The organism is Chitinophagales bacterium, from assembly GCA_017303835.1.
Classification (GTDB): domain Bacteria; phylum Bacteroidota; class Bacteroidia; order Chitinophagales; family Chitinophagaceae; genus JAFLBI01.
In genome coordinates this window covers 355,062-376,201 of sequence record JAFLBI010000002.1, presented here as the reverse complement: position 1 = coordinate 376,201, position 21,140 = coordinate 355,062, and the positions used below count along the sequence as shown (strand labels likewise).

The window sequence follows — 21,140 nt, the reverse complement described above, 5'->3', positions numbered from 1 at the left end:
TTCTTACCAAAAGCAGCAGCCATGCAACTGACCCGTTTTTATCTTTATCTGGTTTTCATTTCTTGCATTGCAGGTAGTACATCAGTAGCGGCACAACAAATTAAACCTTCCACGCTCGAGATAAACATGCCGGTTTCAAAAGCAGAAGATGCACTCTGTTTTCAACTCCAAACCATTACCCTAAGTACTGCAAATCTGGACAGCGCTAAACGCTTATTTGTTCAGGGTATGGGTATGCAGCTTATCGGACCCGTGAAACTGACTACGCTACAGCGAAAGACACTGATCCAACAATGGAAACTGCCAGCTTCCTTAGACTGGCAGTTATATGAGCTAAGCCGCGCAGAAGTAGAGGAAACAATCCGTATCCGTTTATTGGTATGCAGCAAACCAACCCCATTGATTCAAGAGGGTTATCAAACAAGGGCACTGGGCACTTTCGCAATTGGGTTTCCCAACATGAACCAGACAAGACTTGATCAGAATTTGAAAGCAATTGGATTTAAATCTAAAACGGCTATTCCTAACAAACAGGATGAAGGCATGACCAATATCCCGGAAGCCATTTACCTGGGGCCTGACTTTGTGCATTACACCAGCTTTGATATGAACAATGGGCAACAGCAGCCTTCTGCTTATGATCCCGTAACTGGTTTGGGAGGACCCAGCTTTGCCACATTTGTTGTAACCGGCATGAGCGACGCGATGATCAGTTTTTTCAGGTATGTGTTGGGCTGGGAAGTAAGGCGCGACAATGAACTGGCCACAGGCAAAAATTCAGTACTTGGCCTGGAGGATGGAATACGCTACAGGTATACGATGGTCTTTGCCAAAGGTGCTTCCAACGGGCATATCAATTTGATGGATTTCAGAGATGGGGTGAAGACCGGGCCGAAATCAAAACCCAGACTACCCAACAGAGGGGTTGGCATGTATACCGTTTTTACCAAGAATCTGGATGAGGTAAAAGCATTGGCCATACAGCAAAAGGCAGCCATCTTAAGCGATATCATTGCTTATGAAGACCCAATACATGGCCGGGTCAGAAGTATGTTGATACTTGCACCAAATGAAACCGTTTTTGAAATACTGGAAAAGCCCCGTCCACTTTTCTAAAGAAATCATTCCTACAGGGTTTCAAAAGATCATATTAAAAAATAGATTCAGCTAGCAGAAACACAGAATTGCGTCTGAAACCGAGTATATTGCAATGTATTCTGTACGCAAGCAAGTGCGGCAACCTTAACCTGATATGAGCGACAACACCCCCCAATTACCGAGAATTCTAGTTGTGGAAGATGCAGAACCTATACAACTGGTTCTGCAGAAATTTCTCAGCAAAAAGTTTGACGTTTTCGTTTGTGCTGATGGGCTGGAAGCAATGGCTTATCTGCAAAACGGCAATATGGTTCAGCTAATTATTTCTGACCTGACTACACCCAATATGGGCGGACTTGAGCTCCTACAGCAAGTGAAGGCAAGCAGTTATTTTAAATCCATACCTGTTATTGTTTTGTCCGGGGACACCGAATCTGCCACCAGAATCAAATGTCTGGAGGCCGGCGCAGAAGATTATATCGTTAAACCCTTCAATCCGCTGGAACTAGAGGCACGGATAAAAGTGGTATTGAAAAGAAGCGGCATCACCGTATCTTAGAGCAGATGACCATAGACGACCAACGGTTTACCATTCTTTTGCTGAGCAAAGACAAGCAACTGGCTGAAAAGCTATTGCAATTATTGCCTCAGTCGTACCGCTTACTTATTCATGAAGATGCAACTGCCTTCTTAACCGCCATCAATGAACAAGCACATTCGACGAAAGTGCTCTTATTGGCTCAGGCAGAAATTCTCTCAGCCAATGGAGTGAATCTAGCCACACAGATACAGAAGCAATATCACCAGCGTTTCCCTATTTGTCTGATCGCTGAAAACAGAAGCCAGAATTTATTATCAATTGCACAAAGCTCAGGTATTGCTGAAGTCTTTGAATTACCCTTAGACCTGCATGCTGTACAGCTCAGAATCTGCTTCCTTACAGAGCATTGGCATACCCTGACAGGCCGTATGCAGGAAGCCAAACGTTTTGAATACAAAACCCCATTGATCAAAAGGCTTTTTGACATACTGGTAGCAGGAACTGCCCTGCTCCTCTTATCCCCACTGATCATACTGGTAATCTTACTGATCAAACTGGAGTCGAATGGCCCCGTGATATATTACTCACTGCGCGTTGGTACAGGTTATAAAATTTTCAGGTTCTACAAGTTTAGATCTATGTACACCAATGCAGACAGGAAACTCAAAGAGCTAAAACACCTGAATCAATATGGCACTTCGGCCCTAACTCAAGAGCAACCAGATACAGGTAATTTCCTATGTGATGCATGTAAAGCCAATGGAACTGCCTGTCAGCGGCCGATTTATACTGATCAGGAGACCCTGTGTGAAAAAATCTACGAAAAGCGTCAAAAAGCCGAAGCCGGTGCGGCATTCCTCAAGATTCAGAATGATCCAAGAATAACCAAAGTGGGTAAATTCATCAGGAACACCAGCTTTGATGAATTGCCACAGCTCTGGAATGTACTGATTGGCGACATGAGTATTGTAGGCAACAGACCATTGCCACTCTACGAAGCTGAGAAGCTCACAACAGACAAGTATATGATGCGTTTTATGGCCCCTGCCGGCATCACCGGCTTGTGGCAGGTAGAGAAAAGAGGCAAGGCCGGAGAAATGTCTGAAGAAGAAAGAATTATGCTAGACAATGCCTATGCCCGGGACAATAGTTTCTGGAAGGATATACTACTAATTCTGAGAACGATTCCTGCGCTTTTCCAGAAGGAAAATGTGTGAGCAGCGTGGATAAGTTTGTTTCGTTTCAGATCAGTATTGTTTACCTTTAAACGCCTGATTTATTGTGTCTTACACATTTCATCAAATACCAAAAAGCCCACAACTCAGGCGCAGTTATCTTACCTGCGCAAAATCGCTTCTGCTCATTCTTTTCTTAAGCATCCAAATCACCAAGGGATTAGCTCAGGAATCCATCATACAGGATGTGTCGCCTGAATATATTGCCAGACTGATTTCACTCGCTAAGGAAAACTATCCTAAAGTGAAAGCTTTTGATTCAAGAGTAGATAAAGCGGCTTTCATGCTGAAGAAAGACAAAATGTCTTGGTTCGAAGTATTCAACTTCTTTTACCTGTATAGCCCCAATAATTCTACAACCCTTGTCAATCCAAATCTGCTGAATGGTTATCAGATTGGATTCAATATCAATTTAGGCGCAATCCTGCAGAAAAAGCCACAGATCAATATGAGCAAAAAAGATCTGGAAGTGGCCAAGCTGGAAAAAGCAGAATACGAATTACTGCTAACAACAGAAGTAAAATCACGTTACTACACTTTCTTACAACAACAACAGCTGCTGAAAATGCGCAGACAAGTGATGCTGGATGCAGAAGCTGTGCTGAAGCAAACAAAGTATCGTTTTGAGAAAGGAGAAGAAACATTTGAGAATTACAATCGCTCTTTAATGCTGATGGCTGAAAACAGACAGAAGATAACCGAAGCTGAAGCTGCATTAATGACGGCCAAAAGCAGACTGGAAGAATTGATTGGCGTAACCCTGGAATCTGTGCAATAATGGAGTTGAAGTATTTCATAAAACTGCTTAGGAAACACCTGATATGGCTGCTGGCATTACCCCTGTTAGCAATCATCATCACTTTTTTTCTGATCAGGAAATTGCCAGACACGTATATCTCCAGAGCAAGAGTAGCCACCGGTATTGTTGATGACACGAAAAAGATACCCGGTTCAGACAAAAGCAAAAGTGAGTCTGAAGTTAATCAGGAGTTCAGCAACCTGATTCAAACCATGCAGTTGAAACTGATACTCGATCAGGTTTCTTATAAGTTAATGCTGCATGATTTGCTTGACAAAAAGCCTTACCGCAAAGCAAGCCAGAATGTAATTGATCTAAATCCTGCTGCAAGAAAGCATGCTATCGAAGTCTATACCAAGAAATACAATGAAAGAGAGGCGCTTTCACTTTGGGATAATGATCAATTCGGTTTATACAAAGTGCTCATCTCGATGGGCTACGATGATGCCTCTCTGTTGAAAAAATTGAAAATTTATCGCTGGGAATACAGTGATTTCATTGATATAGAGTTCGAATCTGAAAATCCGGTTTTATCTGCTTTTGTTGTGAATACAGTTTGTAATGAATTTATTACTTACTACACAACTATCCTTCGTGAGAACCAGGAAAAAGGTGTTCGTTTTCTTGAGAAGCTTGTAGCCATGAAGCAAGACACCTTGAATAATAAAATTCAGGAGCTGAAGGGCTACAAATTGCAAAACAGAATCCTGAGTCTTCCTGAACAGGCCCGAGCACTCTACAATCAGATATCATCTTACGAAGCAGAAAAACAAAAGCTGGAACAAAGTATTGCAGCCAATTCAGGAACACTGAAAGTCATTAATCAAAAATTTGATCCTTCCGATCAGCAATACCTAGAGCGATCTGCAGAAGAGATCAATGAAAAGCTGATAGAAACCAAAGCACAATTGCAGCGGAATAGTGATGAGCTGATCCGAAACAATTATAACATCGTTTACCTGAAGCGCCGTGATTCTTTGATGGCGATTCTTGATAAACAAATCAAATTATCTACAGACCGCAATGTTTACAGTCCGCTATCCACCAAACAAAGTCTGGTAGCACAGAAACTGAAACTGGAAGTGGATCTTGAGATGGCTAAGAACAGTATTGCTACACTGCAAAACGAAATCACCACGCTTAATCAGCGCCTAGACCTACTGATGCCACATGAAGCAGTGATTCAGACCTATGAAGGGGATATCGACCTAGCCAGTAAAGAATACCTGGAAGTATTGTATAAGTACAACCAGGCAAATCTGGAAGCAAGCTATGCATTACAGCTTCGCCAGGTAGAAGTGGCCATGCCTAATCAGGCACAGCCCTCCAAGAAAATCTTCTTAGTAATTCTTGCAGGTGTTGTCACTTTTGTACTTTATCTCGCTGTACTTGTCATTGTCTTCTATTTTGACCAGTCGATACATGATGCTAAAACCCTTGTTGGCAAAACAAGATTACCTGTACTTGGACAACTACCCATGCTGGCATCGCGGGACTTACACATTTTATCTGCTTGGGAAAATGGTCAGCATTTTCAAACTCCACAGTTCAAGAATGCATTACGTGCGCTCCGTTTTGAGGTTGATAAAGAAGTGGGCGACTCAAGACTCTGTTTGATTACAAGCTTACGTGAAGGTGCAGGTAAAACTTTCACTACGCTCAGTCTTGCATATGCTTATGCCAAGATCAAGAAAAGAGTACTGATTATTGATGGACATTTCAAAGATCCTGCCATCACAAAAATGTTTGACACATCTGTTTTTCTGGAAGACTATATCCAGGGCACGATGAACGTATTCGATATACCCAGAGAAAATACAATTGCCGTATTGGGTAACAAAGGAGAAGACATTTCAATTCTCGAGTTGCAGGACTATCATACCATTATTCATCAAATCCAGCAATTAGCCAACAACTTCGATATTATATTCATTGAAGGATCTTCACTTGAGCATTCACACAACGCTAAAGAGTGGAGCATGTTTGCTAGAAAAATTTTGCCTGTTTTTGAAAATGGCAAGGCGCTTTCAGATGATGACAAACATGCTATTGACTACCTGAAAGAAATAAATGGTAAAATGACCGGCTGGGTTTACAACAAAACGCTCAGCACGAGAGAAAAGAAAAGTTTTCTGAAGAAACTGCTGAATGGATAACCCATAAACAGCGCATAATGGACTACTTCTTGATCTTACTTCAGCTACTAATCGGATATCACCTGATATTTCCCTTACTGATTTATGTTTACTACAAGCTTAAGGCAAAGAACAAGTATAGTAAAGTCGGCTCAGCTAACCATGCCCCTGCAGATTTTGGTGTAATAGTTACTGCCTATCAGTACACTGAATCATTGCCCGCAGTTGTTGGTGCATTACTAAAACAAGATTACGCGGACTACCTGATCTATGTTGTAGCAGACAACTGCGATACATCAAATCTGAACTTTACTGATGCAAGGGTAATTTTATTACAACCACCTACTGTTATTGCCAGCAATACAGGTTCTCATTTCTACGCAATTGATCATTTTAAGCGACCACATAACTATATCGTTATTATGGATAGCGATAATATTGCTGAGCCCGGTTTACTATCAGCACTTAATCGCTATGTCGTGGCAGGCCATACAGCTATACAAGGGCTCAGAAAAGCCAAAAACAAGGATACACAAATTGCCAAACTTGATGCAGCGAGAGATTTGTACTACCATTTCTTTGATGGCCATGTATTATTCAGCATAGGTGCATCCGCTACGCTATCCGGTTCTGGTATGACATTCCAAACCGAATTATACAAAGCCTGCTTAGCGCATTTAAATATACAAGGTGCAGGTTTTGATAAGGTTTTGCAAGCTGAGATTGTCAAAAGAGATGTTCGCATTGCTTTTGCAGAAGACGCGATAGTATATGATGAAAAAACATCCAAAAGTGATCAATTGGTTAAACAAAGAGCACGTTGGATCAATACTTGGTTCCGCTATTTCAAATTCGGTTTTAACTTATTGGGTAAAGGAATCACCAATGCATCTTTTAACCAGACCATCTTTGGTCTCGTATTATTGAGACCACCCCTGTTTATTTTTCTTGTACTCTCAGGAATTTGCATGATGCTGAACTTGTTTTTCAATCTCACTGGATTCTTCCTATGGATAATTGGCTTCGGGTGCTTTTTCCTCAGTTTCTATATTGCCTTAAGAGAGAGTAAAGCAGATAAAAGTATTTACAAGGCCTTGTTGCATGCACCGGTTTTTATTTTTTACCAGATATTGGCATTGATGCATATCAGAAGAGCGAATAAACTATCTGTAGCCACTCAACACTATCACAACAATGACAGCAATCTGCCTGAATAAGTATAAATAATTATCATACATGCTAAAAAACTGGACTCAAATATTTCTTCAAAAAATACTTGGCTTTCAGAATTACCTATTCATGTTTGCGGCTTTCAGCATTTATCGAATCCGGAAAACCAGGTATGATGAGGAATTCCTGCATTTTGTCAATATGATACCTGACGATGGTTTGGTTCTAGATATTGGCGCCAATATTGGCATCACAACTATTCCACTTTCAAAGAAATTACCGAATAGCCAAATAGCCGCTATTGAACCAATTCCGCATAATGTACGCACCCTCAAAAAGATTATTCGCTTTTTTGGCGCAACTAACGTAACCGTTTACCCGATAGCAGCAGGCGATCTCAATGGAAGAATCAATATGATTACACCAGTGATTGACCATGTAAAGAAACAGGGATTGAGCCATGTGATAGGTGCCGTTCCAAAAGAACTAACCCCAAAAGAAGGAGAACAGTTTTCAGTGCCGGTTATGCGCTTAGACGATATCAAAGATTTTCACCAATATGAGAAAATTAATGCCATCAAGATTGATGTAGAGCAATTTGAGTATGCTGTTATTTCCGGTGGCTTACAAATCATTAACCGCTTCAGGCCTATCATCTATTGCGAGCTTTGGGACACCCCTCAGCGAAAAATCTTCCTTGATTTTATGGAAGGCATTGGCTACGATATCCAGGTTTATGAAAATGGTCAGCTCGTTACATATGACCAAAGAGCTGTGCTAAACTTTTTCCTGATACCTAAATAATCAATTATGGAGAAAATAACCGTTGCATCTTTGGAAAGTGAGCGTGATAGTGAGTTTGATCAGCAGAAGTTTCAAGAAGGCAGAAAAAATGCTGCACTAATACTTGCTTTCGCCAGTGTTTTCATTTTCTTTTTCAAACTTTTATTCTTTTAGTGAGCGGCTTTAAAATACATATCCCCCCAACGGAAGATAATTCCACGAGCAGTATTGATCGTGCCAGAGCTGCGCATGGCTTTGAATTATCTGGCAAGGGTTTTACAATAGCGTTGCTCAGTGTACTTCTGCTTGTTGCATTAGGGGTATCTTATGGTATTGCTAAGTATGGGATGCTGCCTGGCTTAGCCGTGATTGGCTTAATCTTTGGCATTCTGGTACTCTACATTCTGCTTACCTATCAAAAAGCTGGTATTGTTCTGCTAATGACTGCAGCATACTTCATCATGTTAGTCATTAATGTGGCAAATGTTGATTTTCCATTAGGTACAACCATGGATGCTTTGGTAGGTATCTTATTGCTTGCGTTTATACTTCGCCAGAAGTTTCAGCGCAACTGGCAGATGCTGAGAAACCCGATCAGTGTCATGATCCTCATCTGGATTGCCTATAACCTCCTTCAAGTGCTAAACCCTGATGCAGCATCCAGAATGTCCTGGATATACACAGTAAGATCTGTAGCACTTTTCATGCTCACCTATTTTTTGTTCATGTATAAAATCAGAACAATCGGGTTTATAAAGTTCATTCTAAAACTATGGCTTGCCTTATGCCTTTTTGCAGCGCTATGGGCATTCAAACAAGAGTACATTGGTTTAGCAGGATTTGAGTTCAGGTCGCTTACCTCTAACCCTATGAACATTGATTTATTCTTTATTGATGGTCGTTGGAGAAAATTCTCCATCTTCCCCGATCCGGTTACATTCTCCTACAATATGGTAGCAGGCGCTTTGCTCTGTATTGGATTAATTATGGGACCACTCTCCAAGACTAAGAAATATATATTGAGTGTAATGGCTTTTATTTTTTTGTGGGCGATGTTGTTCTCAGGCACCCGAGGGGCTTATGTTTTAGTTCCTGCCGGTGTTTTCATGTTGATTGTATTAAACTTTAACAGGAATATGCTCCTGCTGGCTGTTGCTGGAGCTATTGGTTTTGGCGCATTGATTGTGATACCAACTGAGAACAAACTCATCAAAAGATTTCAAACCGCATTTAAACCTGCAGATGATCCCTCTTTCAACGTAAGAGCATCTAACCAGAAAAAGATACAACCATACATATTATCTCACCCTATGGGTGGGGGACTCGGCGCTACAGGTGTTTGGGGACAACGTTTTGCACCAGAATCCATGCTGGCGAAATTTCCTCCAGACAGTGGTTATGTAAGGGTAGCTGTAGAATTGGGATGGATCGGACTATTACTATTCTGCATACTCATGTTCACCATACTTCGATCAGGTATTCTGAATTATTTCAGCATCAAAGATCCCATGCTGAAAAGTATTTGTCTTGCCATGCTGCTTATTGCTTTTGCAATTAATATCGGCAACTATCCGCAAGAGGCACTGGTTCAGTTTCCAATGAACATATATTTCTACCTTGTAGCGGCGCTTATCAATATTACCAAACAATTGGATGATGCACAATCAGCATCATCACTTCACACTGATCGGACTCATGCTTCGTAATGAACATATCATCATATTGGGCCTACCCCGCTTTGATGGACCATATGAGTCTACCAATATCACGATTGCCCGTGAGCTCTCGAAAGAAAACGATGTTTATTATATTGATAATCCCATAACCTGGAAGGACTATTTGCTGTTAAAAGATAGTGCTGACATTACTAAGCGAAAGCCCTTTTTTCATGCAAAAAGCAACGGCATCATACAGCAGGAGGGCAGACTCAGATTTGTTATTACCCCACCGGTTCTATCCCTGAATTTTTTACCGGAAGGTTGGCTGTACAGAAAGCTATTGGCTTACAATGAAAACATCATACGCAAACGCATACAGCAATTGTTAATCAGCCAGGGTATTGAATCATTTATTTTTATCAATTCCTACAATTTCCATTTCCCTAATGTGGTAAAAGGGCTAGCGGCAAAATGTAGTATTTACCACTGCGTTGACCCCATCATCAGGCCCTATGATAGGAAGCATGGACTAATTTCCGAAACACAGCTGATTCATAACAGTGATCTTGTTTTTTGTACCAGTAAAGCTTTACAGGAAGAAAAGTCACAACTGCATGATCATTGTTTTTTTGTACCTAATGCCGCTGACATTGATCATAGCAGCAAAGCCCTTGACCCGAGTTTGCGCATCGACCCAATGCTGGACAATATCAAAAGACCGATCATTGGCTATCTGGGCAATATTGAGCGTCGAATAGATTATGATCTGGTAAAAACATTAACTGGTATGCATCCTGATAAACAGTTTGTTTTTACAGGGCCTATTGAAAAGGAATTTGTACCAGATTGGTTTTTCCATACCCCGAATATTCACCTCACCGGCAGAATTGACTACGATCGATTGCCTGCTCTATTGAAAGGCTTTGATGTTGCGATACTACCCTTCAAGAAGGATGCTGTAAGCAGAACTATTTTTCCACTAAAGCTCTTTGAATATTTAGGTGCAGGCAAACCAACGATAGCCACTGATTTCAATCCAGATCTGGCCGGGTTTACAGCAGACACAACTGCCTACTGTGCCGATGCTGTATCATTCAGCAATGCCTTAGAAGCAGCATTACAGGAAAATAATTCTGCACTTATCGAAAAAAGAGTGGCAGTTGCAAAACAGAATACATGGGAAAAACGTGCTGCTGAAATAAGCAATACCATAGGCCATTACCTTTACAATCAGAAACCATAAACATGTATACGCAAGATCCCATCACCATCGTATTGGTAAATGATGAGCACTTCATGCCTATGGCAGCTGCATTGTTGAAGTCCATACAAGTAAACCATCATACAGGTGAACCCATTGAAGTATACATGGTATCCGATGGAATCAGTTCCGCTTCCAAGAAGAAACTTGAGAAAAGTATTATCTCAGATGGATTCAGCCTGTTCTGGAGAGATATCAGCGAAGCTATTCCACAAGATGTTAAACTTCCAATTGATAAGACCACTTTCCCAATTACCGTATACGCCCGCTATTTCATGGCACACTACTTACCAAAGGGTCGTAAAAGGGCTTTGTTCCTGGATACAGATATGATCGTACGCAAAGACATCAGCAGCTTATGGCATACCGATCTTGGCGATAATATCGCTGCTGCAGTTCAGGATCCTAGGATTGTAAGTTTTGATAATGATTGGGGAGGTGTTAAGAATTATCAGGAATTGGGAATAGATGGCAAATCACCCTACTTCAATGCAGGCCTCTATTTGGTTGATCTGGTAAAATGGGAAGCAGAAAAAATTGGTCGTCAAGTGCTCACTTGTGTACATGAAAACATCAAGTACGCTAATTATCCCGACCAATATGCTGCGAATATTGTGCTAAGAGGCAGGTGGTACCATTTAGACAGCGGCTGGAATCATTTTGCCTCTGAAGAAAACCCTGACCCGGAGTTGATCCATTTTATTTCAAGAAAACCGATGTATACCAGCTATGAGTATAGCAAAGTGTATCAGGAAGAATTTTTTAAATACCTGAGGATGACTGAATGGCGAAACTTCAAACCAATTGGTGAGTCTGCCAGATATATTCAGAAAATTCGAAAAGTTTTAGACAAGATCAAGGCAATGTTCAGCTGATTAGAGATCAGCATCTTTTCTGTATTTACCTGTTACATATTCGCCAAGATTTCTACCATGGATCAATAATCGATTCCAGAAGGCGGGCCACACACCACCATCTGCTTCCAACTTTCTGGGTGAGGTATACACCACCGCCTTACTGCTTGCCACCATCTGTAACCGACCTTTTGTTTTCAAGTTTAAGGCCATCTGACCATCTTCGGCCACCAGGGTAAAATCTTTACTGTTAGGGTCATTATTGAATTTACGAACTGCACGCACTTTGAATCCTCCAGTTGCTCTGCCAACTGCAGTTACAAACCCCATATTAAAGCCAAGCATATTTAAGTGCTCTCTGTTTTTCTTTCTGATACGCACGAGTAAGCCTGTAACCGCCTCATAGATCCATAAGCTCCAGCGTCCTGTGCCAGGCGGTGGCATAAAAGCATATCTGCCATAAACACCTGTAATCTCCGTATTGTCTTTCATCGGCGCTACCATCAATCTTATCCAATCAGGAGGATAAAGCGTATCTGAATCAGCGCAGAGATGATACTTCCCTTTTGCAACGGCCAGCCCCATTTCACGTGCATACATAATTCCCTGTTCCGGCTGAAAGCAAGACTGCACACCCAATTCCTCCAGAAGCTGGGCTGTTTGATCGGAGGAATTATTATTGATGATCACAATTTCAACGGGATCATCAGTCTTATTCACAGAAAGCGAAGAGAGTGTTCTGAAGATATTATCCTGCTCATTCCAGGCAGGTATCATCACTGAAATCAACGGCTCAGGGTGATTAAATCGGCTGAGTGCCGATTTTAATGCCGCCTTCTCCTCTAAACTCAGGTTAGCGTAGGTTTTACCGGGAAATAAATGAGGATGTATCCAGGAAGGCAGACTAAAAAAAGACATGGTTAATAAGTTGAAAACAGATATTTAAAGCTACAGGATTGATTCCGATTTTTTATCATTTACTTTGATGGAAAGCTAGCGCTACCAAGACCTTATGTGGCAGAAACTGCTGAACCTGATTCGCAACAAACACTTCCTATCATTGGCCAGCAATGGTATTATGGCAGTATTGGCTGTACTCACAGTTGCCATACTGTACCGCTATATGAAACCCGAAGAAATTGGGGTTTGGTTTTTCTTCATGTCTGTCTTTATTCTTCTTGACACTTTCAGAACAGGGTTTCTCCAAACTGCATTAATCAAATTCTATGCAGGTGCCAGTAAGGAACGTGCAATAAATGTAGTAGGCAGCACCTGGTATTTAGGCCTCATCGTAACAGGTATCTCTTTTGTAGTAACCATTCCAGCTTTGTTTGCACTTCCTTACATAACAGATGCAGGCACCAAAGTGGTGATACAATGGTTTTCACTTACTTTCTTCGTAACACTTCCACTCGTTATTGCACATTGGGTATTACAGGCAGAACAAAAATTTGATGGAATCTTGTATTTGCGCGTGATTAATCAGGGCTCGTTTCTGGTGTATATTCTTGTATTAATTGTACTGGACAAAATGACCATTCAAAATCTGATGATGGTTAATGTGCTCGGGGTAGTTACCACAGTACTCTATATCGTGTATAAAAAATGGCTATACCTAAATACGCTTAAACAAAGAACAAAAGATTGTATTCAGGAAATCTTTCACTTTGGCAAGTATAGTGTAGGTACCACCATAAGTGCCAACCTCCTAAGAAGTTCAGATACTTTTATCATCAACTATTTATTAGGACCAGCAGCTGTTGCGGTATACAATATCCCACAACGTTTGATGGAGATAATCGAAATCCCTTTACGTAGTTTTATAGCAACAGGTATGCCTGCTTTATCTGCTGCATATAATGAAAACAATCAGCCAGAAGTAGCCAAGCTCTTAAAAAAATATGCGGGCATATTGACGGTGATACTGATTCCCGTTGCCGCGGTGGCTTTAGGATTAGCAGATATCGGCGTTCGCTTACTTGGTGGTGAGCAATACGTAAACTCAGAAGCCGCGAATCTATTTCGCATCTTCATGATCTTTGCCATCTTCTTCCCTATTGATCGATTCATGGGTATCACACTGGATGTAATTCATCAGCCACGACTGAATTTTATTAAAGTGGTAATTATGCTGGTTATAAATGTCATTGGTGATTTTGCAGGTATCTACTTGCTGCAGAATCTTTACGGTGTCGCATTGGCCAGCATACCTACTTTCTTGTTTGGCGTTTTATTTGGCTATATCTGCGTGAAGAAATATATACGCTTACACTTTTTTGATTTCTTCACCACAGGTTATCGGGAAATTTATACATGGATTCAAAACAGAAGAAAATGAGTCCACTAGTATCCATCATCACCGTTAACTATAATAACAAAGCTGTTACAGAAGCATTGATTGCTTCCATTCATCGCACCAATGATTATCCCAATATTGAAATCATCGTTGTGGATAATGGCAGCAGGGAAAATCCTGTGCCGCAATGGCAGGATGCATATACAGATATTCAGTTCATTTGGTCAGAACAAAACCTAGGCTTTGCGGGTGGCAACAATCTGGGTATTCGCGCAGCGAAAGGTGATTATTGGTTTCTGGTGAATAATGATACCGAGTTTACACTCGGATTAATACAAACATTGATTGATCAATTGGAAGCAGATCAAAGCATAGGTATCTGTTCACCAAAGATTCGCTATTACGACCAACCAGACACCTTACAGTATGCAGGATTCACTGCAATGAATTATCGTACTGCGAGAAATAAATGTGTTGGAGAGTTTGAAAAAGACCTCGGCCAGTACGATCACCTAACTGGACAGACCGCATTTATTCATGGCGCAGCCATGATGGTACGCGCCAATGCTGCAGCAAAAGCCGGCTTGATGGCGGAAAACTATTTTCTGTACTACGAGGAAATAGATTGGTGCGAACAATTCAGAAAAGCAGGTTATACCATTGGCCTGAATATGCAAGCACTGATCTATCACAAGGAATCTATGTCGGTAGGCAAGAACAGTGCACTAAAAGTGTTTTTTATGAATAGGAACAGATTACTATTCATTCGCAAAAACACACCAATGAGCAACTATCTCTTGTTCCTTGTTTATTTCTTACTATTGGTAACGCCGCGTAACATGCTTCAATACATTAAGGAAGGCAATCCACGCTATTGCTTAGTACTGCTGCGTGCCATCTGGTGGAACTACGTTCATTCTGTTCACAGCACACAATTGGGTTATCGTTTATGACAACACTATTCTGGATAGCTGTAGGTATTGTGTTTTACACCTTTCTGGGGTATGGCATCGTTTTGTTTTTCTTACAGAAGATCAAATCTGTTATCAGCAAGGCAACTGATCAGCCACAAGCGCCCGCTGAATGGCCACCCATCACCTTGATTGTTGCTGCTTACAATGAAGCCTATATTCTGGAAGAGAAAATTGCCAATACCCTATCACTCGACTATCCGGAAGATAAATTTCATTGCATTTTCGTTACGGATGGTTCAACAGACAATTCTCCAGCAATCATCCAACAGTACCCTCGCATACAATTAATGCACGAGGCAGAAAGAAGGGGCAAGATTGCAGCTGTTGACCGTGCCATTGAGCGAGCAAACACCGATATCCTCATTTTCACCGATGCCAACACATTATTGAATAAGCAAGCACTGAAAAACATCTGTAAACATTATACCAATCCCAAGACAGGTGCGGTTGCAGGTGAAAAGCGTGTGAAGATTGAAGAAACTGCTGATGCAACAGCTGGAGAAGGTATTTATTGGAAATATGAATCCACTTTGAAAAAATGGGACGCTCGTTTGTATTCAGCAGTTGGTGCCGCGGGTGAATTGTTCAGCATTCGCAAATCATTGTATCAAGCTGTTGAGCCAGACACTTTGCTGGATGATTTCATGATCTCTATGCGTATTGCGATGAAGGGCTACCGCATTGCTTATGCACCTGATGCTTATGCAACAGAAGCTGCATCAGAAAACACCAAAGAAGAGTGGAAACGTAAAGTGCGTATATCTGCAGGGGGTATTCAGTCATTTGTACGACTTTGGTCTTTACTCATCCCTTATCCCAATCCGCTCTTCAGCTTTATGTATCTCTCGCATCGTGTGTTGCGCTGGACCATCACGCCTTACTGTTTATTGCTGGCTTTTATAAGTAATGGCTGGTTGGTAGCAGCTGGTGATGCACATTGGTTTTACAGTTTAGCGCTACTTGCGCAAATAGGCTTTTACGGATTAGCCATGATTGGTTGGTGGCAATCTACCAGAGAGATGAAAAGTAAAATTTTCTTTGTGCCCTATTATTTCTGTTTCATGAATGCAGCAGTAGTGGCAGGCCTTTTCCGTTATCTAGGCAGAAAACAATCTGTGATTTGGGAAAAAGCCCGCCGCAAATAGTTATTGTTGCCAATTGATTTTTCGGGTCTCTACCTGTGCTGAGCTCGTACCCACCATTACATGAAATTCACCAGGCTCCCAGATATGCTGTAATGTCTGATTGTAAAAACGCAAATCATCTGTCTTGACCTTAAACACAAGCTCCTTGGTTTCGCCTGCTTTGAGGAAAATCTTCTGAAAACCTTTTAACTCTTTCACTGGTCGTACAACTGAAGCCGTTACATCACGCAAATACAATTGCACCACTTCTTCTCCATCATACTTACCCGCATTGCGCACACGCACTTTCACAGTTAAGGTTTGATTTCCCTTTAGCACCGTATCACTCAACTGCATAGGTGCATATTGAAATTGGGTATAACTCAATCCATAACCAAAAGGATATTTGGGCGAATTAGGCAGATCAATATAGGCCGACACATAAAACAGATTGTTTTCATCTTTTGCGGGTCTGCCTGTATTGTAGTAATTATAATAGATGGGTATTTGTCCCTCTGATCTAGGAAAGGTCATGGGTAGTTTGCCGCTGGGATTGTATTGACCGAATAACACATCCCCAATGGCATCTCCCGCCTGCGTGCCCAACCACCAAGTATAGACAATGGCCGGAACATGATCAGCAGCCCAGTTAAAGATCAAGGGCCTGCCTGCATTCATGAGTAATACTACTGGTTTGCCTGTTGCATGAATGGCTTTGATCAAAGCCTCCTGTACACCGGGTAATTGAATACTGCTTCTGCTCTTGGCTTCACCGCTCATGTCTCTGGCTTCGCCCATACTCATGATCACCAGATCTGCATCTTTCGCTGCTGCAATAGCAGCAGCAAAGCCAGCGCTATCTGCATCATTGATATTACATCCTTTTGCATAATGCACAATCGCATCTTTAGGCAATCTGCGTACAATGCCGTCGTACTGTGTGACAATAGTAGTTGAATCATCCGGCCATTCATAACTCCAGAAACCCAAATTATCGCGTACAGCTTTCATGAATGGACCAATGAGTGCAACCTTCTTCATCGATGCCTGTATGGGCAATAGTGCTTGCTCATTCTTTAGTAAGACAATGGATTTGCGAGCCATATCCAAAGCAGCGGCTTTGTGCGCAGGATCATTCCAAACTTTACGCTCCCGATCGGCATTGCTAAATCTGAATGGATCATCAAATAAACCCATTTCAAATTTCTTAGCAAGGATTCTTCGCACTGCGTCATCCACCAATGCGATAGACACTTGTTTTTGCTTTACCAACTCAGCCAGATGCTGGATATAGCTTCTACTCTCCATATCCATATCACTACCTGCAGTAATGGCTGCTTTTGCGGCTTCGCGATTGTCTTGCACATAACCATGTGCAATCATTTCACCCACACTACCCCAATCGCTTACCACAAACCCTTTGAACTTCCATTGCTCCTTCAATAAAGTACGTTGCAAATAGCGATTGCCCGTAGCAGGCACACCATTCAAATCATTGAATGAATTCATGAATGTTGCCACGCCTGCATCCAAAGCTGCTTTGAAGGGTGGCAGATACACTTCATGCAGCAAACGCTCACTCATGTCCACACTATTGTAGTCGCGACCGCCAACAGCAGCGCCATAAGCAGCAAAATGTTTGGCGCAAGCCATGACTGCATCCAGCGAACCCAATCCATTTCCTTGAAAACCTTTCACACGTGCTTTTGCAATAGCCGAACCGAGAAAAGGATCTTCACCCGCACCTTCCATCACCCTGCCCCAACGCGGGTCACGAGCAATGTCTACCATGGGCGCGAATGTCCAGTGTATGCCACTTGCCGTAGCTTCTTTTGCAGCAGTACGTGCACTGCGTTCAATAGCGGGCAAATCCCAACTCGCAGCTTCTGCCAAAGGAATGGGGAATGTTGTTTTCAATCCATGAATCACATCCTGCCCGAATAACAAAGGAATTTTCAACCGCGATTGCATGGCCAACTCTTGCAACGTACGCGTATGTTCCACACCAACAATGTTCAGCATGGAACCCAATTGCCCTTTTTTTATTTGCGATTGCTTATCGCCATCCTTTGTGATAGGACCGGTATGACTCCAATCGCCACTATACTGATTCAGCTGACCAATCTTCTCTTCGAGTGTCATCAGTTGTAATACTGAATCTACTTTTTGTGCGATTGTCTTGGATTTCTGTGCAGAAACGCAAACAACCTGTGTCGCGGCCAAAATGACCAGACACAGGTTGCGGAAATGATTTTTATGCATAGCCATTATTTATCCCAGTAGATGGATGCTTTTTGTACATCGCGTGAGTTACCACCCACCATGATGTGAAACTCACCAGCTTCCCAATCATACTTCAGATCGTAATTATAGAATTTCAGATCCTCGGGGGTGATGGTAAAGCTTACTTGCTTGGTTTCGCCGGGCTGCAGACTTATCTTCTGGAAACCCTTCAGTTCTTTTACTGGTCGGGTTACGCTACCTACCACATCCCGGATATACAATTGCACTACTTCTTTACCGGCAGTCTTACCTGTATTTGTAACAGCAACAGTTGCTGTAATCTTTTGATTACCCTTGGCCTTATTGTTGCTCAACACAACATTGCCATAGCTAAAGCTGGTATAACTCAATCCATAACCAAAAGGATACAAAGGATCATTGCTTACGTCCAGATAATTACTGCGAAATTTTTGGAACCATTTGCCTTCTCCAAGTGGGCGACCAGTGTTCTTATGATTATAAAACAAAGGCACTTGTCCGATATTCTGCGGCCAGGTAGCACTGAGTTTACCACTGGGGTTTACATCGCCAAACAGAACATCCGCAATCGCATAACCTGCTTCGCTGCCCGGGAACCATACATTCAGAATTGCTGGGTATTCTTTTGCTTCTTCTGTAATCACCATGGAGCGACCAGCAAACAAAACGATCACCACAGGTTTACCGGTTGCTTTCAAGGCCTTAAGTAAATCTTTCTGTGCTTGAGGAATATCAATACTACTTCTACTGCTAGATTCACCACTCATTTCTGCACTTTCGCCAACAGCTGCTACAATTACATCAGCATCTTTGGCAGCAGCCACCGCTTCAGCGATGATTTGCTCCACTGGACGCTCATCACGCTTTAGGTTTTTACCAAACATGGTGGCATCTGCTTCAAACTTGGCATTATAATCCAGATTACTGCCTTTTGCATAAACGATTTGTGTATTGCTGCCTGCAACCGCTTTCAATCCTTCTAACAGTGAAATAGCTTTACCAAACTCTGCAGCAACACTCCAAGTGCCTGGCATGTTCTCGCGACTATCCGCTAATGGGCCAACCAATGCAATTTTACCACCGCGCTTCAAAGGCAGGATATTGCCTTCGTTTTTCAACAACACAAAACTCTGCGCGGCAATCTCACGTGCTTCTTTACGGTGTGCATCTGTATACACTTCTGTTGCAGCACGCTTAACATCGCAATAGCGATAAGGATCTTCAAACAAACCCAGTTTGTATTTCGCTTCCAGAATTCTTCTGCAAGCTGCATCAATCAATTGCTGGGAAACCTTACCTTCTTTGAGTGATGCTTTTAAGGTTGTCAGAAATCCTTCACCCACCATATCCATATCAATACCTGCATCCAATGCACGGGCAGAAACTGTTTTCAAGTCGCCGATACCATGGTCTACCATTTCATTGATGCCGGTATAATCAGTTACCAGAAAACCTTTGAAACCCCACTGCTTTCTAAGTACGTCTGTCAATAACCACTTATTCCCTGTTGCAGGTACACCATCAATTTCATTGAAAGAAGCCATCACACTGCCCACACCTGCATCTACTGCCGCTTTGTATGGAGGGAAATGTTCATTATACATTCTGATGCGACTCATGTCAGTGGTATTGTAATCGCGGCCGGCTTCAGCAGCACCATACAACGCATAGTGCTTCACACAAGCCATGATGGTATTGTTCTTAGACAGATCGCTACCCTGATAACCTTTTACCATGGCTTTGGCTATCTGGGCACCTAGATAAGCATCTTCACCACTACCTTCTGCCATACGACCCCAACGCGGATCGCGGGCGATGTCTACCATTGGTGAGAAAGTCCAGTTAATACCATCTGCACTGGCTTCAATAGCTGCAATGCGCGCACTACGCTCAACCAATTGCATATCCCATGTGCTGGATAAACCCAAGGGAATGGGGAATACTGTACGATAACCGTGAATCACATCCATACCAAAAATGAGTGGAATCTTGAGGCGGCTCTTCGTAACAGCTAACTGCTGTACTTCTTTGATCTTCTCGACAGATTTGATATTGAACAAACCGCCCACTTTGCCTTCGGCAATTTTTTGCGCGATACCTGAATTAGATGCTTGTCCGGTTACAATATCACCGGCTCCCGGCAGGTTTAACTGACCCAGCTTTTCATCCAGTGTCATTTGCTTCATCAGGTTATCTATGAAGCTTTTCATTTTCGCGTCCTGTGCCTGCAACTGAACGACCATCAGTATGCAGCAGGCAAAAAATAGTTTTTTCATCAACGATTGCATGTTCTCGGTTTTATTGTAAAAGATATGGTTCCATTACTTGTTTCCAAATAGCATAGCCTTTGGCATTCATGTGCAAGTTATCTGCCTTAAAGATATCTGTCATCACATTGCCATCAGGTTGCAACATGGGCTTATATACATCAATATAAGCTGTACGCTTTTGTGCTGCGAGAAAGTCCTTAATCGCTGCATTAGCAGCAACATATTTAGTCAAAAATTTCTGACGAGACGGACTTGGCTTCATGGAAACAAAAGCTACGGGCACACGTTTATACTTAGCACGAATCATCCCAAATAAGGTCTTAAACCGCTCCACAACAGTAGGCACAGAAACCGTATCGCTTGCGGCAAAATCATTCTCACCACAGTAAATAATGATTTGCTTTGGGCGATACTTGAATATCACATCATCGGCATAACGAATCACATCAGGTAGAGAAGAACCTCCAAAACCCCGATTGATCATTTTTCTGCCGGGGAAATAATCCTGCCAATTATCCCAGAGCCTGAAAGAAGAGCTACCTACTAAGAGAATCGCTTTTTTAGGCGGCATGGTGATACTATCCTGCTTTCGAAAAGCAGCAATCTCGTTTGCAAAAGGTTGCGCAAAAACGAGTTGGGCAGAAAATAGTGTTACAATCAAGAAAAAGAAACGACGCATA

At 42.1% G+C, this 21,140-nt stretch carries 18 protein-coding genes; 14 read left to right on the top strand and 4 right to left on the bottom strand.

Annotation, left to right across the window (positions count from 1 at the left end; translation table 11 throughout):
• Positions 1–21: 21 nt before the first annotated feature.
• The 11 genes from J0L83_14310 (at position 22) to J0L83_14260 (ending at position 11,555) form a co-directional block, all read left to right on the top strand.
• Positions 22–1,116 carry a hypothetical protein gene (locus J0L83_14310; GenBank protein MBN8665751.1) on the top strand — a complete coding sequence of 365 codons (1,095 nt, stop codon included), beginning with the start codon at positions 22–24 and terminating at the stop codon, positions 1,114–1,116.
• A 136-nt stretch (positions 1,117–1,252) separates the two neighbouring features.
• The gene (locus J0L83_14305; GenBank protein ID MBN8665750.1) at positions 1,253–1,657 is read left to right on the top strand and encodes a response regulator transcription factor; all 405 of its coding nucleotides are present in this window, start codon (positions 1,253–1,255) and stop codon (positions 1,655–1,657) included.
• A gap of 5 nt (positions 1,658–1,662) precedes the next feature.
• Complete coding sequence (locus tag J0L83_14300; protein MBN8665749.1) at positions 1,663–2,856, top strand: sugar transferase; 1,194 nt, start codon at positions 1,663–1,665, stop codon at positions 2,854–2,856.
• Positions 2,857–2,920: 64 nt separating this feature from the next.
• The gene (locus J0L83_14295; protein MBN8665748.1) at positions 2,921–3,652 is read left to right on the top strand and encodes a TolC family protein; all 732 of its coding nucleotides are present in this window, start codon (positions 2,921–2,923) and stop codon (positions 3,650–3,652) included.
• Between the two features lie 5 nt (positions 3,653–3,657).
• Positions 3,658–5,829 carry a hypothetical protein gene (locus tag J0L83_14290; GenBank protein ID MBN8665747.1) on the top strand — a complete coding sequence of 724 codons (2,172 nt, stop codon included), beginning with the start codon at positions 3,658–3,660 and terminating at the stop codon, positions 5,827–5,829.
• Between the two features lie 29 nt (positions 5,830–5,858).
• The gene (locus J0L83_14285; GenBank protein MBN8665746.1) at positions 5,859–7,025 is read left to right on the top strand and encodes a glycosyltransferase; all 1,167 of its coding nucleotides are present in this window, start codon (positions 5,859–5,861) and stop codon (positions 7,023–7,025) included.
• A 19-nt stretch (positions 7,026–7,044) separates the two neighbouring features.
• Positions 7,045–7,782: an FkbM family methyltransferase gene (locus tag J0L83_14280; protein MBN8665745.1), complete on the top strand. Its 738-nt coding sequence runs from the start codon at positions 7,045–7,047 to the stop codon at positions 7,780–7,782.
• Positions 7,783–7,788: 6 nt separating this feature from the next.
• On the top strand, positions 7,789–7,935 hold the full coding sequence (locus J0L83_14275; GenBank protein MBN8665744.1) for a hypothetical protein: 147 nt from the start codon (positions 7,789–7,791) through the stop codon (positions 7,933–7,935).
• Positions 7,935–9,467, top strand: a complete 1,533-nt coding sequence (locus J0L83_14270; GenBank protein ID MBN8665743.1) for an O-antigen ligase family protein — start codon at positions 7,935–7,937, stop codon at positions 9,465–9,467. The genes J0L83_14275 and J0L83_14270 overlap by 1 nt, the downstream gene beginning before the upstream one ends.
• Positions 9,415–10,662: a glycosyltransferase gene (locus J0L83_14265; protein MBN8665742.1), complete on the top strand. Its 1,248-nt coding sequence runs from the start codon at positions 9,415–9,417 to the stop codon at positions 10,660–10,662. The genes J0L83_14270 and J0L83_14265 overlap by 53 nt, the downstream gene beginning before the upstream one ends.
• A gap of 2 nt (positions 10,663–10,664) precedes the next feature.
• Positions 10,665–11,555 carry a glycosyltransferase family 8 protein gene (locus tag J0L83_14260; GenBank protein MBN8665741.1) on the top strand — a complete coding sequence of 297 codons (891 nt, stop codon included), beginning with the start codon at positions 10,665–10,667 and terminating at the stop codon, positions 11,553–11,555.
• Here the strand turns inward: J0L83_14260 and J0L83_14255 are convergent, their stop codons facing one another.
• A complete protein-coding gene (locus J0L83_14255) occupies positions 11,556–12,452 on the bottom strand; it encodes a glycosyltransferase (protein ID MBN8665740.1) in 897 nt (298 codons plus the stop codon). It abuts the gene before it with no gap.
• Positions 12,453–12,546: 94 nt separating this feature from the next.
• Between J0L83_14255 and J0L83_14250 the strand changes: the two genes are divergently transcribed.
• From J0L83_14250 to J0L83_14240, 3 genes are read left to right on the top strand one after another with little or no spacing between them, the layout of a single operon-like run.
• Positions 12,547–13,872 (top strand): oligosaccharide flippase family protein, encoded by a 1,326-nt coding sequence (locus J0L83_14250; GenBank protein ID MBN8665739.1) that lies wholly within the window; start codon positions 12,547–12,549, stop codon positions 13,870–13,872.
• A complete protein-coding gene (locus J0L83_14245; GenBank protein MBN8665738.1) occupies positions 13,869–14,783 on the top strand; it encodes a glycosyltransferase family 2 protein in 915 nt (304 codons plus the stop codon). The genes J0L83_14250 and J0L83_14245 overlap by 4 nt, the downstream gene beginning before the upstream one ends.
• Entirely contained in the window at positions 14,780–15,949 is a 1,170-nt protein-coding gene (locus J0L83_14240; protein ID MBN8665737.1) for a glycosyltransferase family 2 protein, read from the top strand. The genes J0L83_14245 and J0L83_14240 overlap by 4 nt, the downstream gene beginning before the upstream one ends.
• Here the strand turns inward: J0L83_14240 and bglX (J0L83_14235) are convergent, their stop codons facing one another.
• The 3 genes from bglX (J0L83_14235) to J0L83_14225 are packed head-to-tail and all read right to left on the bottom strand — an operon-like array spanning position 15,950 to position 21,139.
• The gene (bglX, locus tag J0L83_14235) at positions 15,950–18,190 is read right to left on the bottom strand and encodes a beta-glucosidase BglX (GenBank protein MBN8665736.1); all 2,241 of its coding nucleotides are present in this window, start codon (positions 18,188–18,190) and stop codon (positions 15,950–15,952) included. It abuts the gene before it with no gap.
• A gap of 5 nt (positions 18,191–18,195) precedes the next feature.
• Complete coding sequence (gene bglX / locus J0L83_14230) at positions 18,196–20,478, bottom strand: beta-glucosidase BglX (GenBank protein MBN8665735.1); 2,283 nt, start codon at positions 20,476–20,478, stop codon at positions 18,196–18,198.
• Positions 20,479–20,488: 10 nt separating this feature from the next.
• A complete protein-coding gene (locus tag J0L83_14225) occupies positions 20,489–21,139 on the bottom strand; it encodes a G-D-S-L family lipolytic protein (GenBank protein MBN8665734.1) in 651 nt (216 codons plus the stop codon).
• Between the last annotated feature and the right edge of the window lies 1 nt (position 21,140).

What these genes read in the sequence shown, in the direction of transcription:
- J0L83_14250 (MBN8665739.1), top strand. Translation starts at nt 12,547, where the DNA reads ATGTGGCAGAAACTGCTGAACCTGATTCGCAACAAACACTTCCTATCA.
- J0L83_14260 (MBN8665741.1), top strand. Translation starts at nt 10,665, where the DNA reads ATGTATACGCAAGATCCCATCACCATCGTATTGGTAAATGATGAGCAC.
- bglX (MBN8665735.1), bottom strand. Translation starts at nt 20,478, where the DNA reads ATGCAATCGTTGATGAAAAAACTATTTTTTGCCTGCTGCATACTGATG.
- J0L83_14310 (MBN8665751.1), top strand. Translation starts at nt 22, where the DNA reads ATGCAACTGACCCGTTTTTATCTTTATCTGGTTTTCATTTCTTGCATT.
- J0L83_14275 (MBN8665744.1), top strand. Translation starts at nt 7,789, where the DNA reads ATGGAGAAAATAACCGTTGCATCTTTGGAAAGTGAGCGTGATAGTGAG.
- J0L83_14225 (MBN8665734.1), bottom strand. Translation starts at nt 21,139, where the DNA reads ATGCGTCGTTTCTTTTTCTTGATTGTAACACTATTTTCTGCCCAACTC.
- J0L83_14280 (MBN8665745.1), top strand. Translation starts at nt 7,045, where the DNA reads ATGCTAAAAAACTGGACTCAAATATTTCTTCAAAAAATACTTGGCTTT.
- J0L83_14245 (MBN8665738.1), top strand. Translation starts at nt 13,869, where the DNA reads ATGAGTCCACTAGTATCCATCATCACCGTTAACTATAATAACAAAGCT.
- bglX (MBN8665736.1), bottom strand. Translation starts at nt 18,190, where the DNA reads ATGCATAAAAATCATTTCCGCAACCTGTGTCTGGTCATTTTGGCCGCG.
- J0L83_14255 (MBN8665740.1), bottom strand. Translation starts at nt 12,452, where the DNA reads ATGTCTTTTTTTAGTCTGCCTTCCTGGATACATCCTCATTTATTTCCC.
- J0L83_14240 (MBN8665737.1), top strand. Translation starts at nt 14,780, where the DNA reads ATGACAACACTATTCTGGATAGCTGTAGGTATTGTGTTTTACACCTTT.
- J0L83_14265 (MBN8665742.1), top strand. Translation starts at nt 9,415, where the DNA reads ATGATGCACAATCAGCATCATCACTTCACACTGATCGGACTCATGCTT.
- J0L83_14300 (MBN8665749.1), top strand. Translation starts at nt 1,663, where the DNA reads ATGACCATAGACGACCAACGGTTTACCATTCTTTTGCTGAGCAAAGAC.
- J0L83_14305 (MBN8665750.1), top strand. Translation starts at nt 1,253, where the DNA reads ATGAGCGACAACACCCCCCAATTACCGAGAATTCTAGTTGTGGAAGAT.